Annotated in this window: 15 protein-coding genes and 1 other RNA gene; 9 read left to right on the top strand and 7 right to left on the bottom strand. The window is 61.8% G+C overall.

Annotated elements, in window-relative coordinates:
* Positions 1-90: 90 nt before the first annotated feature.
* Positions 91-2331, top strand: a complete 2241-nt coding sequence (gene ppk1 / locus IWW33_RS12230; protein ID WP_012316794.1) for a polyphosphate kinase 1 — start codon at positions 91-93, stop codon at positions 2329-2331.
* Here the strand turns inward: ppk1 and ppx are convergent.
* Positions 2318-3820, bottom strand: coding sequence for an exopolyphosphatase (gene ppx, locus IWW33_RS12235; protein WP_046788189.1), 1503 nt, complete (start codon positions 3818-3820; stop codon positions 2318-2320). The two genes, ppk1 and ppx, sit on opposite strands and share 14 nt — an antisense overlap.
* A gap of 243 nt (positions 3821-4063) precedes the next feature.
* Here ppx and trxA point away from each other — a divergent pair, with 243 nt between their 5' ends.
* The 5 genes from trxA (at position 4064) to IWW33_RS12260 (ending at position 9412) form a co-directional block, all read left to right on the top strand.
* Entirely contained in the window at positions 4064-4393 is a 330-nt protein-coding gene (trxA, locus tag IWW33_RS12240; RefSeq protein ID WP_012316792.1) for a thioredoxin TrxA, read from the top strand.
* Between the two features lie 228 nt (positions 4394-4621).
* The gene (gene rho / locus IWW33_RS12245; RefSeq protein WP_003253661.1) at positions 4622-5881 is read left to right on the top strand and encodes a transcription termination factor Rho; all 1260 of its coding nucleotides are present in this window, start codon (positions 4622-4624) and stop codon (positions 5879-5881) included.
* 200 nt (positions 5882-6081) lie between these two features.
* Positions 6082-7548 (top strand): 4-hydroxy-3-polyprenylbenzoate decarboxylase, encoded by a 1467-nt coding sequence (gene ubiD / locus IWW33_RS12250; RefSeq protein WP_046788190.1) that lies wholly within the window; start codon positions 6082-6084, stop codon positions 7546-7548.
* Positions 7548-8516 carry a CDP-6-deoxy-delta-3,4-glucoseen reductase gene (locus IWW33_RS12255; protein WP_046788191.1) on the top strand — a complete coding sequence of 323 codons (969 nt, stop codon included), beginning with the start codon at positions 7548-7550 and terminating at the stop codon, positions 8514-8516. Before ubiD ends, IWW33_RS12255 begins: the two co-directional genes overlap by 1 nt.
* Positions 8517-8761: 245 nt before the next feature.
* Positions 8762-9412 carry a gamma-glutamylcyclotransferase gene (locus tag IWW33_RS12260; protein WP_046788192.1) on the top strand — a complete coding sequence of 217 codons (651 nt, stop codon included), beginning with the start codon at positions 8762-8764 and terminating at the stop codon, positions 9410-9412.
* Between the two features lie 70 nt (positions 9413-9482).
* Here IWW33_RS12260 and IWW33_RS12265 read toward each other — a convergent pair whose 3' ends face one another.
* Positions 9483-10460, bottom strand: a complete 978-nt coding sequence (locus tag IWW33_RS12265) for an NADPH:quinone oxidoreductase family protein (protein WP_046788193.1) — start codon at positions 10458-10460, stop codon at positions 9483-9485.
* Positions 10461-10616: 156 nt separating this feature from the next.
* Here IWW33_RS12265 and IWW33_RS12270 point away from each other — a divergent pair, with 156 nt between their 5' ends.
* Entirely contained in the window at positions 10617-11021 is a 405-nt protein-coding gene (locus IWW33_RS12270; protein WP_125924702.1) for a flagellar basal body-associated protein FliL, read from the top strand.
* 33 nt (positions 11022-11054) lie between these two features.
* Here the strand turns inward: IWW33_RS12270 and IWW33_RS12275 are convergent, their stop codons facing one another.
* Positions 11055-11507 (bottom strand): EVE domain-containing protein, encoded by a 453-nt coding sequence (locus IWW33_RS12275; RefSeq protein ID WP_174141992.1) that lies wholly within the window; start codon positions 11505-11507, stop codon positions 11055-11057.
* A gap of 178 nt (positions 11508-11685) precedes the next feature.
* On the opposite strand from IWW33_RS12275, the gene IWW33_RS12280 reads away from it, so the two are divergent.
* Complete coding sequence (locus IWW33_RS12280) at positions 11686-11835, top strand: hypothetical protein (protein WP_168216575.1); 150 nt, start codon at positions 11686-11688, stop codon at positions 11833-11835.
* A gap of 19 nt (positions 11836-11854) precedes the next feature.
* Here the strand turns inward: IWW33_RS12280 and IWW33_RS12285 are convergent, their stop codons facing one another.
* The 4 genes from IWW33_RS12285 to IWW33_RS12300 form a co-directional block, all read right to left on the bottom strand.
* Positions 11855-12463 (bottom strand): 5-formyltetrahydrofolate cyclo-ligase, encoded by a 609-nt coding sequence (locus tag IWW33_RS12285; protein ID WP_046788196.1) that lies wholly within the window; start codon positions 12461-12463, stop codon positions 11855-11857.
* Between the two features lie 71 nt (positions 12464-12534).
* A non-coding RNA gene (ssrS, locus tag IWW33_RS12290) (6S RNA) lies at positions 12535-12714 on the bottom strand.
* Between the two features lie 17 nt (positions 12715-12731).
* Positions 12732-13052: a cell division protein ZapA gene (locus tag IWW33_RS12295; RefSeq protein ID WP_012316783.1), complete on the bottom strand. Its 321-nt coding sequence runs from the start codon at positions 13050-13052 to the stop codon at positions 12732-12734.
* Positions 13049-13231: a TIGR02449 family protein gene (locus IWW33_RS12300; protein ID WP_039603542.1), complete on the bottom strand. Its 183-nt coding sequence runs from the start codon at positions 13229-13231 to the stop codon at positions 13049-13051. Before IWW33_RS12300 ends, IWW33_RS12295 begins: the two co-directional genes overlap by 4 nt.
* Before the next feature lie 182 nt (positions 13232-13413).
* Between IWW33_RS12300 and IWW33_RS12305 the strand changes: the two genes are divergently transcribed.
* Positions 13414-13968, top strand: coding sequence for a YecA family protein (locus tag IWW33_RS12305; RefSeq protein ID WP_174141991.1), 555 nt, complete (start codon positions 13414-13416; stop codon positions 13966-13968).
* Positions 13969-13982: the final 14 nt, after the last annotated feature.

Below are 13982 nucleotides of genomic sequence, written 5' to 3' on the forward strand. Positions count from 1 at the left end.
TTGCCTATAGATGTAACACAGACGTCATAATGGCCGCTTATCGTCCCGCTCAATTGATGATAGGGCGTTAACGTCCTCCAGGAACGCCAGATGAATAATGAAGTGCTAACCCCTGTCGCGATCAAGGACGCCCAGGCGGTCCCCGAAGAGATGGTGCAGACCCCGCCGGATCTGCCAGAGGCCCCGGAGCCTGCAGTAGAGGCCGCACCCCCCGCGCCCGTGCATGCTGCCCCCGCGCCGGCCATCGCCATCCCGAGCCTGGACGACAGCAGCCTGTACATTCATCGCGAGCTGTCGCAGCTGCAGTTCAACATCCGCGTGCTGGAGCAGGCGCTGGATGAGTCCTACCCGCTGCTCGAGCGCCTGAAGTTCCTGCTGATCTTCTCCAGCAACCTCGATGAGTTCTTCGAGATCCGCGTGGCGGGCTTGAAGAAGCAGATCAACTTTGCTCGTGAACAGGCCGGTGCCGACGGCCTGCAGCCGCATCAGGCGCTGGCGCGCATCAGCGAGCTGGTGCACACCGAAGTTGATCGCCAGTACGCGATCCTCAATGATGTGTTGCTGCCGGAACTGGAAAAGCACGCGATCCGCTTCATCCGCCGCCGGTACTGGACGCCCAAGCTAAAGACCTGGGTGCGCCGCTACTTCCGTGACGAGATTGCACCGATCATCACCCCGATCGGTCTGGACCCGACGCACCCGTTCCCGTTGCTGGTGAACAAGAGCCTTAACTTCATCGTAGAACTCGAAGGCGTCGATGCCTTCGGTCGTGATTCGGGCCTGGCGATCATCCCGGCTCCGCGCCTGCTGCCGCGGGTCATCCGTGTGCCGGAAGAGGTCGGTGGCCCTGGGGACAACTACGTGTTCCTGTCCTCGATGATCCACGCCCATGCCGACGACCTGTTCCAGGGCATGAAGGTCAAGGGTTGCTACCAGTTCCGCCTGACCCGTAACGCCGACCTGGCGCTGGATTCGGAAGAAGTCGACGACCTGGCGCGCGCCCTGCGCGGTGAGCTGTTCTCGCGCCGATACGGCGATGCCGTGCGCCTGGAAGTGGCCGACACCTGCCCCAAGCACCTGTCCGACTACCTGCTCAAGCAGTTCAGCCTGAGCGAGAGCGAGTTGTACCAGGTCAACGGCCCGGTCAACCTGACCCGCCTGTTCAGCATCACCGGCCTGGACAGCCACCCGGAGCTGCAGTACACGCCGTTCACCCCGGCGATCCCCAAGCTGCTGGTCAACGCCGACAACATCTTCAGTGTCATCAGCAAGCAGGACATCCTGCTGATGCACCCGTTCGAGTCATTCACCCCCGTGGTCGACCTGCTGCGCCAGGCCGCCAAGGACCCGCACGTGCTCGCCGTTCGTCAGACGCTGTACCGCTCCGGCGCCAACTCGGAAATTGTCGACGCACTGGTGGATGCAGCACGAAACGGCAAGGAGGTCACCGCGGTGATCGAGTTGCGCGCGCGCTTTGACGAAGAGTCCAACCTGCAGATGGCCAGCCGCCTGCAGGCCGCCGGCGCCGTGGTGATCTATGGCGTGGTGGGCTTCAAGACCCATGCCAAGATGATGCTGATCCTGCGCCGCGAGCAGGGCGAGATCGTCCGCTACGCCCACCTGGGCACCGGTAACTACCACGCCGGTAATGCTCGCCTGTACACCGACTACAGCCTGCTGACCTCCGACGATGCCCTCACCGAGGACGTCGGCAAGCTGTTCAGCCAGTTGATCGGCATGGGCAAGACTTTGCGCATGAAAAAACTGCTGCACGCGCCGTTCACCCTGAAAAAGGGCATGCTCGACATGATTGCCCGGGAAACCCAGTTCGCCCTGGAAGGCAAGCCCGCGCACATCATCGCCAAGTTCAACTCGCTGACCGATGCCAAGGTCATCAAGGCCCTGTACAAGGCCAGCCAGTCGGGCGTGAAGATCGACCTGGTGGTGCGTGGCATGTGCTGCTTGCGCCCAGGCATCCCGGGGGTTTCGCACAATATCCAGGTGCGCTCGATCATCGGCCGCTTCCTGGAGCATACCCGGGTGTTCTACTTCCTCAACGGCGGCGAAGAGCAGATCTACCTGTCCAGCGCCGACTGGATGGAGCGCAACCTCGACAAGCGTGTCGAGACCTGCTTCCCGGTGGAGGGCAAGAAGCTGTTGCTGCGGGTGAAGAAGGAGCTGGAAGGCTACCTGACCGACAACACCCATGCCTGGACGCTGCAGCCCGACGGGCGCTATGTGCGCAGCAGCCCGACCGGCAACCAGAACCCGCGCAGTGCCCAGGCGACCCTGCTGGAGCGCCTGAGCAACCCGGTACTTAACGTACGCTGAGGACGAAGTTGACCCGGGCCAGCCACTCCGCCTCGTTGGCGAAGTCGGCCTGGGTCAGCTGGTTCTGCTCCAGCCAGCCGGCCGGGAAGGCCACGTCGAGGCTATTGTCTGCGGCCTGCAGTTGCACCTTGGGCATCTGTTGGGTGCCACGGATGTGGTGGAACAGAATGGCGAAGCGCAGCAGTACGCACAGGCGCAGCAGTTTCACGCCTTCATCGCCCAGTTCGGCGAACTTGTCCTTGGGGATGTTGCGGCGGTGGCCACGTACCAGCAGCGCCATCATCTGCTGGTCTTCACGCGAGAAGCCCGACAGGTCGGAGTGCTCGATCAGGTAGGCACCATGCTTGTGGTAGTGGTAATGGGCAATGTCCAGGCCAATTTCGTGAATTTTGGCTGCCCAGCCCAGTAGATCGCGCCAGTTACCCTCTTCAAGGCCCCATGCCTTGGCCACTTGGTCAAAGGCGTGCAGCGCCTTGCGCTCGACGCGCGCAGCCTGGCCCTGATCGACGTGGTAGCGCTCCATCAACGAGTTCAGGGTGCGTTCGCGCACGTCTTCGTGGTGGTGGCGGCCAAGCAGGTCGAACAGCACACCTTCACGCAGCGCGCCATCGCAATGGTCCATGCGTTGCAGTTCCAGCGCGTCGAAAATCGCCTCGAGAATCGCCATGCCGGCCGGGAAGATGGCGCGGCGGTCGGGTTTGACCCCGTCGAAGTCGATCTTGTCGGTCTCGCCCAGCTTGAACAGCTTACGTTTGACCCAGGCCAGACCGTCGGCGTTGACCTCGCCATTGCCCAGGCCAGCGGCCTTGATTGCGGCGCCGATGGCACGGATGGTCCCGGAGGAGCCTATCGCTTCATCCCAGGTCAGGCGGTGCAGGGCATTCTCGATGCTCATCAGCTCCAGGCGCGCGGCAGTGTAGGCCTGGGCGTAGCGGGCCGGGGTGATCTTGCCATCGCGGAAATAGCGCTGGGTGAAGCTGACGCAGCCCATCTGCAGGCTTTCACGCAGCAGCGGCTCAAAGCGCTGGCCGATGATGAACTCGGTGCTGCCACCGCCGATATCGGCGACCAGGCGTTTACCAGGGGTGTCGGCCAGGGTGTGGGACACGCCCAGGTAGATCAGGCGCGCTTCTTCGCGGCCGGAGATCACTTCCACGGGGTGGCCGAGGATCACTTCGGCACGCTGGATGAATTCGTTGCGGTTGCGCGCCTCGCGCAGGGCGTTGGTGCCAACGATGCGCACGGCCCCCGCAGGCATGCCGTTGATCAGCTGGGCAAAGCGCTTCAGGCATTCCAGGCCCCGGACCATGGCTTCTTCGCTGAGCATGCGTGCTTCGTCGATGCCAGCGGCGAGCTGAACCTTTTCCCCGAGCCGCTCCAGGATGCGGATCTCGGTATGGTGAGCCTTGGCCACGACCATGTGGAAACTGTTGGAGCCCAGGTCGATGGCGGCAATCAGGGACAGGTTCTTCGCTAAGGTATGCGGCATGATCTGAGTAGTCTCGGTCGGTAACCCGGCAATCGTGCCACGTTAGCAGGCTGTCGCCAACGCGCGACTCGCCAGGGCTTGATGCAAGGCAATGTGCCAGTCGATGCTATGACACTTCTGTGACAGTTTCGATTCGTGGCGTCTTGCACAACTATAGTGACACTCAATCGTCCGCGACTTCCTGTAGCGCGTGGGTGCGGCTATGATGGGCCACGTTTTTTGCTTACGACCCTGGAGATATCCATGAGCAGCGATCTTATCAAACACGTCACCGACGCCACCTTTGAGGCCGAAGTCCTGCAAGCCCAAGGCCCGGTGCTGGTCGACTACTGGGCTGAATGGTGCGGCCCATGCAAGATGATCGCTCCGGTGCTGGACGACATCGCCACCACCTACGAGGGTAAACTGACCGTCGCCAAGCTGAACATCGACGACAACCAGGAAACCCCGGCCAAGCACGGCGTGCGTGGCATCCCGACGCTGATGCTGTTCAAGAACGGCAACGTCGAGGCCACCAAGGTCGGCGCCTTGTCCAAATCCCAGCTGGCCGCGTTCCTCGACGCCCACCTGTGATGTGAAAAAGCCCCGGAAATTCCGGGGCTTTTCTTTTCCAACCCACTAGACGTCGAAAAAAGCAAGTGTTACATTCGGCCTCGCACTGTTTCTCCAGTGCCCCCTGCACGCCGTCGCCGACGCACTCCTAATTAGAATCTGTGCGCGATCCTATCGCCTTCTAGCGGCGCGGCTTCATTAAGCCAGAAGCTTAATCCTCCCTTCATACATGATTACGTCATTCCCCTTATGAACCTGACTGAACTCAAGCAAAAGCCGATTACCGATCTGCTGGAAATGGCCGAACAGATGGGCATCGAAAACATGGCCCGTTCGCGCAAACAGGACGTGATTTTCGCCCTGCTGAAAAAGCACGCGAAAAGCGGCGAAGAGATCTCAGGTGACGGCGTGCTGGAGATTCTCCAGGATGGTTTCGGTTTCCTGCGTTCGGCTGATGCGTCCTATCTGGCCGGCCCTGACGACATCTACGTCTCGCCCAGCCAGATCCGCCGCTTCAACCTGCGTACCGGCGATACCATCGTCGGCAAGATCCGCCCGCCGAAGGAAGGGGAGCGTTACTTCGCGCTGCTCAAGGTCGACACGATCAACTTCGATCGCCCGGAAAACGCGAAGAACAAGATCCTCTTCGAAAACCTGACGCCGCTGTTCCCGAACAAGCGCCTGAAGATGGAAGCCGGCAACGGTTCCACCGAAGACCTGACCGGCCGCGTCATCGACCTGTGCGCGCCGATCGGCAAGGGCCAGCGTGGCCTGATCGTCGCCCCGCCGAAAGCGGGTAAAACGATCATGCTGCAGAACATCGCGGCCAACATCACCCGTAACAACCCCGAGTGCCACCTGATCGTTCTGCTGATCGACGAGCGCCCGGAAGAAGTGACCGAAATGCAGCGCACCGTGCGCGGTGAAGTGGTTGCCTCCACCTTCGATGAGCCGCCAACCCGCCACGTGCAGGTTGCCGAAATGGTCATCGAGAAGGCCAAGCGCCTGGTCGAGCACAAGAAGGATGTGGTCATCCTGCTGGACTCCATCACCCGTCTGGCGCGTGCCTACAACACCGTGATCCCGAGCTCCGGCAAGGTGCTGACCGGTGGTGTCGATGCCCACGCCCTGGAGAAGCCGAAGCGTTTCTTCGGCGCTGCGCGTAACATCGAGGAAGGCGGTTCGCTGACCATCATCGCCACCGCGCTGGTAGAAACCGGCTCGAAGATGGACGAAGTGATCTACGAAGAGTTCAAGGGTACCGGCAACATGGAACTGCCCCTGGACCGTCGCATCGCCGAGAAGCGTGTGTTCCCGGCCATCAACATCAACCGCTCGGGCACCCGCCGTGAAGAGCTGCTGACTGCTGATGACGAACTGCAGCGCATGTGGATCCTGCGCAAGCTGCTGCACCCGATGGACGAGATCGCCGCCATCGAGTTTTTGGTCGACAAGCTCAAGCAGACCAAGACCAACGACGAGTTCTTCCTGTCGATGAAGCGCAAGTAAGCGTTTCAGGCTGGCAGTGATTGGGGCTGCTTCGCAGCCCATCGCCGGCAAGCAGGCTCTTACAGGTCCTCTGCGATCCTTGTGGGAGCCGTCTTGCCGGCGATGGGGTGCGGAGCGGCCCCAAGTCATTTTTGGCCATTGAGCGCTGAACGGCGCTACACTCTGCACCCCGACCGATACGGCCAACACGAGGCTCATGCATGCAGTATCGCGACTTGCGCGACTTCATTCGTGGCCTGGAACAGCGCGGTGAACTCAAGCGCATCCAGGTCCCGATCTCCCCCGTCCTGGAAATGACCGAGGTGTGTGACCGCACCCTGCGTGCAAAGGGCCCGGCGTTGTTGTTCGAAAAGCCCACGGGCTTCGACATTCCGGTGCTCGGCAACCTGTTCGGCACCCCGCAGCGGGTGGCCATGGGCATGGGCGCCGAGTCGGTCGAGGAGCTGCGCGAGATCGGCAAGCTGCTGGCCTTCCTCAAGGAGCCGGAGCCGCCGAAAGGCCTCAAGGATGCCTGGTCGAAACTGCCGATCTTCAAGAAGGTCGTGTCCATGGCGCCGAAGGTGGTCAAGGATGCCGTTTGCCAGGAGGTGGTGGTCGAGGGTGATGATGTCGACCTTGGCCAGCTGCCGATCCAGCACTGCTGGCCGGGCGACGTGGCGCCGCTGATCACCTGGGGCCTTACCGTGACCCGCGGCCCGAACAAGGACCGCCAGAACCTGGGCATTTATCGCCAGCAGGTCATCGGCCGCAACAAAGTCATCATGCGCTGGTTGAGCCACCGCGGCGGTGCCCTGGATTATCGCGAATGGTGTGAGAAGAACCCCGGCCAACCGTTCCCTGTCGCCGTTGCCCTGGGTGCCGACCCGGCAACCATCCTCGGCGCCGTCACGCCGGTGCCCGATACCCTGTCCGAATATGCCTTCGCCGGCCTTTTGCGTGGCAACCGCACCGAGTTGGTCAAATGCCGAGGCAGCAACCTGCAGGTGCCGGCTACCGCCGAGATCATCCTTGAAGGTGTGATCCACCCGGGGGAGATGGCTCCGGAAGGCCCCTATGGTGACCACACCGGCTACTACAACGAAGTGGACAGCTTCCCGGTGTTCACCGTCGAGCGCATCACCCACCGGCAAAAACCGATCTACCACAGCACCTATACCGGCCGGCCGCCAGATGAGCCGGCCATCCTCGGCGTGGCGCTCAATGAAGTGTTCGTGCCGATCCTGCAAAAGCAGTTCCCGGAGATCGTCGACTTCTACCTGCCGCCGGAAGGGTGCTCGTACCGGATGGCGGTGGTGACGATGAAGAAGCAGTACCCGGGCCACGCCAAGCGCGTGATGCTGGGTGTGTGGTCGTTCCTGAGACAGTTCATGTACACCAAGTTCGTTATCGTAACCGACGACGACATCAACGCCCGTGACTGGAATGACGTGATCTGGGCCATCACCACGCGCATGGACCCCAAGCGTGATACGGTGATGATCGACAACACGCCGATCGATTACCTGGACTTTGCGTCGCCGGTATCGGGCCTGGGGTCGAAGATGGGCCTGGATGCCACCCACAAGTGGCCGGGCGAGACTACACGCGAATGGGGCCGGGTCATCGTCAAGGACGAGGCCGTCACCCGCCGCATCGATGAGTTGTGGGACCAGTTGGGAATAGATTGATGCAGGTAACGTTGCAGCCGTCCGGGGCGGTGCTGGCGCTCGAACCCGGGGAACGGATCCTGGATGGAGCGCGGCGGCTGGGCTATGACTGCCCGAACAGCTGTCGCAATGGCAATTGCCATGTGTGCGCCGCATTGTTGGTCGAAGGTCGCGTTCGCCAGAACGGTGAGGTGCGCGACCATGGTGAGCTGTTCACGTGCATCGCCGAACCGCTGGAGGACTGCGTGCTGCTCTGGGATGGTGTGCTGGCCCTGGGCGAGCTGCCAGTGCGCAAGCTGGCATGCAGCGTCATTGAATGCGTAGAGGTGGGTGGCGATGTCTGGCGCGTGCGCTTGCGCGCGCCGGCTGGCAAGCCACTGCGCTATCACGCCGGGCAGTATCTGATGATCGAGCGCGAGGGCGGCAAGCCGGCGGCCTTCTCCCTGGCGTCTGCCCCCCACAGTGGGCGCGACCTTGAGCTTCACGTGCTGGTCCGCGAAGACAGCGCCCGTCAGCTTTTGGCGCAACTGCAGCGTGACCCTATCGCCCGCATCGAAATGCCATTCGGTGACACCCACCTGGCCGAGCTGCCCGATGGACCGCTGGTGCTCATCGCTGCGGGGACCGGCATGGGGCAGATGCACAGCCTGGTCGAGCATTGCCGCGCCCAGGGCTTCAAGCACCCGGTACACCTCTACTGGGGCGTACGACGCCCTGAAGACTTCTACGCCATCGAGCACTGGGACGAATGGGAGCGTCTGCCCAACCTGTTCCTGCACAAGGTGGTGAGCGACCTGTGTGGCTGGGAAGGCCGCTGCGGCATGTTGCACGAGGCCGTGTGCGAGGACGTGCAAGACCTCAATACGGTCCATGTTTATGCCAGTGGTTCACCAAACATGGTTTATGCCACGCTCGATGCCCTGGTCGAGGCCGGTATGGATGCGCACCGCATGCGTGCGGATGTGTTTGCCTACGCACCGCGTGGTTAATAACCGAAGTTTCAGGTAGTGGGTATAAGGCGGTAATTCTTACCGCCTTGACTAATAACTTTCACTATACTTGGAACAATGCTCTCCAACCGTCGGAAGTTCGCGTGAAACTTGGGCTTCAGGGCTTGAGTGTTGGCGCGGTTCTACCCTAAGGTGGTTGCAGGTTCCCAAGGCGCTGGCGCAAGCCCCGCCCTGCAGGGCCTTTCGCTATATCAGTAGTTCACAGGGAATAATGGCGGCAGCTTATGTCGGCACTTGAAAGTTTATCCTGGAAAAGCGCTTATCCTCCGGCACTCGACTTCGGCCAGCAACTGACCCGCGAGCAATTGATCAACTCGATGCATACGACCATGTCGCGCCATGACGGTGGCCCGGTCTGGTTGTTCGCCTATGGTTCGTTGATATGGCGCCCGGAGTGCAGTTCGGTAGAGCGCCAGCGTGCACGCGTGCATGGCTATCACCGTGGCCTTTACCTGTGGTCGCACGAGCATCGTGGTACGCCGGAAACGCCAGGCCTGGTGTTCGGCCTCGACCGCGGCGGTTCGTGCAGCGGTTTTGCCTACCGCCTCGATGAAAGCAACCTCGACGACTCGCTGATGGCCTTGTGGCAAAGAGAGATGCCGTACCCGGCGTACCGGCCGCACTGGCTCAGCTGCCGGCTGGGTGATGGCAGCAAGGTGCAGGCCTTGGGCTTTGTACTTGAGCGGCACCTGCCGTGCTACGCCGGCAATCTGCCTGATACGCTGCTTAGCCAGATTCTTGCCAGTGCCAAAGGGCGCTACGGCACGACGCGTGAGTATGTCGAGCAGACGTTGAACGCATTGCGCAGCCACCAGATGCCCGACCGCAACCTCGAAGCGCGGTTCCGGCGCTGCCACAACCTGCGGGAGGTCTGATTGGGCTGTGCAGGGCTCTTCGCGCGTTTATCGGCGAAGAGCTCTGCAGCGGCAGCGTATCTTTCAATGATTAGCTGGCCAGCAGCACCAGCTTACCCACCGCTTTCCTTTGGCCCAACTGCTCGATCGCCGCGCCCGCCTCGGCCAGTGGGTAAGTCTTCGATACCAGCGGCTTCAGTTTGCCCTCGGCATGCCAGGCAAACAGCTGGTTGAAGTTGGCCGCATTGTCCTGCGGCTGACGCTGGGCAAAAGCCCCCCAGAATACCCCCAGCACCGCTGCGCCCTTGAGCAGCACCAGGTTCGCCGCCATCTGTGGAATCGTCCCGCTGGCAAAGCCGACCACCAGCAGCCGCCCGTTCCACGCCAGCCCGCGCACGGCCTGGTCGAACAGTTCACCGCCGACCGGGTCGTAGATCACATCTACCCCTTGGCCGCCGGTCAGGCGCTTGATTTCCTCCTTGAGGCTGGCCTGGCTGTAGTCGATCAACTCGTCCGCCCCTGCAGCCTTGGCCACGGCCAGTTTCTCTGCGCTGCTGGCGGCTGCGATCACCTTGGCGCCCATGGCTTTGCCGATCTCCACGGCCGCCAGGCCGACGCCACCGGACGCACCCAGCACCAGCAAGGTTTCCCCTGGCTGCAACTGGCCGCGCTGCTTGAGCGCATGCATCGAGGTGCCATAGGTCATGCCAAAGGCAGCAGCGGTGGTGAAGTCCATGCTTTCGGGGATGGGCAGCACGTTGTAGAACGGCACGGCCACCTGTTCGGCGAACGCCCCCCATCCGGTGAGGGCCATCACCCGGTCCCCGACCTGGAAGGCACCGGCGCGCTCGCCGACAGCGGCAACGACACCCGCCGCCTCGCCACCGGGAGAGAACGGTAGCGGTGGCTGGAACTGGTATTTGCCTTCGATGATCAGGGTATCTGGGAAGTTGACCCCAGCCGCATGCACCTCGAGCAGAATCTCGTTTTTCTTCGGTACCGGGCTGGCCACCTCTTCCAGAACCAGGTTGCGTGCCGGCCCCAAGGTTTTACACAACACAGCTTTCATCGGGCTATTCCTTTGCGGGTAGTGGCCGATAAGTGTAGGAGGGCGGCCTGCCGGGTCAACGAGCATGGCCCGCCCTGATGGGGCTGCATAAGCCCGGGCTTGGGTTTGGGCCGCATGCTGGGTAAGCTGGCGCCAATTGTTTTGAGGAGTGAATTCGTGAAAGCGTGGATCTTGATGTTGCTGGCCCTGATGCTGCCAGCGGCGGCCCTGGCCGAAGAAGCCAAGGAAGGAGCCCCCAAGGTCTCCTATATCAGCCTGAGCCCGCCCTTTGTAGGCAACTACGCCCTCGACGGTGGCCCCAGGTTGCGCGTATTCAAAGCTGATGTGGCCCTGCGTGTGACTGGCGATGAGGCAGCCAAGGCGGTCAAGCACCACGAGCCGCTGATTCGCAACCAGCTGGTGGCGCTGTTCACCCAACAAGGTGTGGATAACTTGAGCAACGTCGACGCCAAGGAAAAATTGCGCCAAGAGGCGCTCAAGCAGGTGCAGCAGGTGATGGAAGCAGAAGAAGGCAAGCCGATTGTCGAAGATCTGCTGTTCAATAACCTGATCGTGCAGTGATCAAGATACAGGCTGGCCTCTTCGCGGGGCCGGTCATTTGCTCAGCGCAATGATCGCCACCCACTGCTCTTCGGTCACCGGCATCACCGACAGCCGAGTGCCTTTGTGCACCAGTGGCAACTCCTCCAACGCGCTTTGTTGCTTGAGCAAGCCCAGCCCCAGCACCTGCCTGAACGTATTCACGTGCGCCACATCTACCGCGCTCCAGGGGTTCTTCTCGGCAGTGGCTTTGGCGTCGTAGTAATGGCTCTGAGGGTCCAGCGCAGTTGGGTCCGGGTAGGCCGCTGCAGTGATCCGGGCGATCCCGGCAATGCCCGGTTGAGGGCAACTGGAGTGGTAGAAGAAAAACTCATCGCCTACGTTCATGGCGCGCAGAAAATTGCGCGCCTGATAGTTGCGCACGCCATCCCAGCGGGCCTCACCCAGGCGGCCCAGGCCTTCGATCGAAAGCTCATCGGGCTCGGATTTCATCAGCCAGTAGGCCATGGATACTGCTCCTGAAAAGGTTTGAAATAACCTGTTGCACGAAACCGACAGCCGGTTGGCGTCAACGTTTGCGTGTCGACGCAGGTTGTCGGAAAATGCGCCGATTTTAACGCTATATGCTCCGGCGGCACCAAGAAGGTCGCCGAGCCAGAACGTATGCCTAGGGGGGCATTCTTCGATGAATCAACGCAAACCGGACCTGCTCTGGGTCCTGGTCTTCATCTTTGGTCTGGGTGTGGTTACCACCGGTTATGCTCAGGGTATCTGGGAGCGCAAGCTCGATACCGCGTACCAGGCACCGGTCGAAGCCGGTCAGCAGCAGCGCTGATCTTCCCCGCTGGCGCCTGTTATTTAGGCGCCAGGTACCAGTCACGGTCCGAGACCGTGCCCTGCAGTGGTACATCCCAACTGGCCTGCGCCAGTCGTTCGACCTTCTGGCATTCATGGGCCAGCCCCAGCAGCAGGGGTTTTTTCCATGTTTTGCGTCGCGCCTGGTAGGCCAGGCTGCGATCATAGAAACCACCGCCCATGCCTAGCCGCCCGCCGGCTTCATCGAAGCCCACCAGTGGCAGCAGAATCAGGTCCAGCGACCAGATCGGGCGCTGGCGCTTGCGGTCAGTCAGTGGCTCTGGAATACGGAAACGGTTGCGCTTGAGCTTTTCCCCTTGCTCGAACCGCTGGAACACCATGCGCGTACGCGGCCATGCGTGCAGTACCGGCAGGTAGGTACGTTTGCCACGGCGTTGCGCCTCGCGCAGTAGCAACTGCGGGTCGATTTCACCGTCGTTGGGCAGGTACAGGGCAATGTGCCGTGCGCGGCGGAACAGCGGGTTTTGCGCCAGCTGCCGATACAGCCCAAGGGAGGCTTGGCGTTGCTGGGCTGGCGTGAGTGCGCGGCGGGCATTGCGAAGCAGGCGACGAAGCTGGGGGCGGGTTAGCGGCGCGGTGTCGGTCATGGCACGGGCGTTCCCAGGTGTCGAAGCTAAAAGCGAGAACTGCCCGCCGGGGTGGGCGGGCAGTCGAAATCAGGCTCCCCGATAAGACCGCTATCGGTGTAGCCCTTGAACCCGAAAGTTCAAGGTGGAGATTGCAGGGGGCGTTAAGGCTTTCCGTCGGGCGGACATGCACACCGGCCCCAGCGTGCAACCCCCGTGGTTGTGCGTATCGGCTCAGGGACATAACCGACTGGCGCATCCCCCAGGGAGTGGCGCCAGTATACCAACCTCAGCCGATTTTGGTATCCGTGTCGTCGGACAAAGCCTTGTCGACGCGATCGAGCAGGTCGCGGACCTGTTCGCGGGTGGCACTGCCAGCGGGGGCGTCGGTGCGGTCTTCCTGGCGGTGGAGCATCTCGTGGGTGATGTTCAATGCGGCCATGACCGCGATCCGATCAGCACCGATCACCTTGCCGCTGCTGCGGATCTCGCGCATCTTGCCGTCCAGGTAGCGTGCGGCGCTGACCAGGTTGTTGCGTTCTTCCGGCGGGCAGATGATCGAGTATTCCTTGTCCAGGATCTGCACGGTGACGCTATTGCTTGAACTCATGAGTCATGCTCCAGGGCCTTGAGGCGTAAGATCATCGACTCGACCTTGCGCTTGGCGATCTCGTTCTTTTCGATGAGGTGGGCGCGCTCTTCGCGCCAGGATTTTTCCTGAGCTACTAGGAGTGCATTTTGCCGTTTAAGTTGCTCGACGCGCTCGATCAGCGACTCGAACCGGCTCATCAATGCTTGCAGGTCGTTCTCTTGCGTGGGTTGCACTCGATTCGCTCCGTCATTGAATCACCCGTCGATCATGCCTCTCCCTGAGCGGTGACGGCCAGTGCCGATGGTCTTGGCGCGCCTGCCGGTGCTAGGATACAAGGCCTTCATTCTAGTCAAATGCGCCGTCTGGCGCCTAGCCGCCCATGCCTAATACCCAATCGCCCTACACCGCATTCGCCGCACTGCTCTCGAGCAACGGCCACCCTGTTTCCCCCGCCGAGCTGCACGGCCTGCTGATCGGCCGCAGTTGCGCCGGTGCCGGCTTCGAGGCCGATGCCTGGCTGGCCGACGCTGCCGGGGTGCTGGAAAACGAACCTGAAGACAATGTGCGCGCTGCATTGATCGGCCTGCAAGAGATGGTCAAGGCCGAGCTGACCGGCGAGGACATTGCGATCGTTCTGCTGCTGCCAAGCGACGAAACCGCGCTGACCGAGCGTGCCACGGCGCTGGGCCAGTGGTGCCAGGGCTTCATCGCCGGCTTCGGGCTCAACGCTGGCGGCAAGGACCTGTCCACCGATGCCAAGGAAGTGCTCCAGGACCTGGTGGCCATTTCCCAGGTCCACGAAGCACTGGAAGAATCCGAGGACGGCGAAAGCGATTACATGGAAGTCATGGAGTATCTGCGCGTTGCGCCGCTGCTGCTGTACACAGAGCTGGCCGCGCCGGCCGCGCCTGCGCCAAAACCTTCGCTGCACTGATCAACCGGGGGTAG

Origin of the sequence: Pseudomonas sp. M2, from assembly GCF_015751845.1 — a bacterium.
Taxonomy (GTDB): domain Bacteria; phylum Pseudomonadota; class Gammaproteobacteria; order Pseudomonadales; family Pseudomonadaceae; genus Aquipseudomonas; species Aquipseudomonas putida_E.

Excerpts from the sequence above, each read along its gene's own strand:
- IWW33_RS12280 (WP_168216575.1), top strand. The coding sequence starts at position 11,686 with ATGAATCAACGCAAACCGGACCTGCTCTGGGTCCTGGTCTTCATCTTT.
- IWW33_RS12265 (WP_046788193.1), bottom strand. The coding sequence starts at position 10,460 with ATGAAAGCTGTGTTGTGTAAAACCTTGGGGCCGGCACGCAACCTGGTT.
- IWW33_RS12275 (WP_174141992.1), bottom strand. The coding sequence starts at position 11,507 with ATGGCCTACTGGCTGATGAAATCCGAGCCCGATGAGCTTTCGATCGAA.
- IWW33_RS12260 (WP_046788192.1), top strand. The coding sequence starts at position 8,762 with ATGTCGGCACTTGAAAGTTTATCCTGGAAAAGCGCTTATCCTCCGGCA.
- rho (WP_003253661.1), top strand. The coding sequence starts at position 4,622 with ATGAACCTGACTGAACTCAAGCAAAAGCCGATTACCGATCTGCTGGAA.
- IWW33_RS12255 (WP_046788191.1), top strand. The coding sequence starts at position 7,548 with ATGCAGGTAACGTTGCAGCCGTCCGGGGCGGTGCTGGCGCTCGAACCC.
- ppk1 (WP_012316794.1), top strand. The coding sequence starts at position 91 with ATGAATAATGAAGTGCTAACCCCTGTCGCGATCAAGGACGCCCAGGCG.
- trxA (WP_012316792.1), top strand. The coding sequence starts at position 4,064 with ATGAGCAGCGATCTTATCAAACACGTCACCGACGCCACCTTTGAGGCC.
- IWW33_RS12300 (WP_039603542.1), bottom strand. The coding sequence starts at position 13,231 with ATGAGCCGGTTCGAGTCGCTGATCGAGCGCGTCGAGCAACTTAAACGG.
- ppx (WP_046788189.1), bottom strand. The coding sequence starts at position 3,820 with ATGCCGCATACCTTAGCGAAGAACCTGTCCCTGATTGCCGCCATCGAC.
- IWW33_RS12285 (WP_046788196.1), bottom strand. The coding sequence starts at position 12,463 with ATGACCGACACCGCGCCGCTAACCCGCCCCCAGCTTCGTCGCCTGCTT.
- IWW33_RS12295 (WP_012316783.1), bottom strand. The coding sequence starts at position 13,052 with ATGAGTTCAAGCAATAGCGTCACCGTGCAGATCCTGGACAAGGAATAC.
- ubiD (WP_046788190.1), top strand. The coding sequence starts at position 6,082 with ATGCAGTATCGCGACTTGCGCGACTTCATTCGTGGCCTGGAACAGCGC.
- IWW33_RS12305 (WP_174141991.1), top strand. The coding sequence starts at position 13,414 with ATGCCTAATACCCAATCGCCCTACACCGCATTCGCCGCACTGCTCTCG.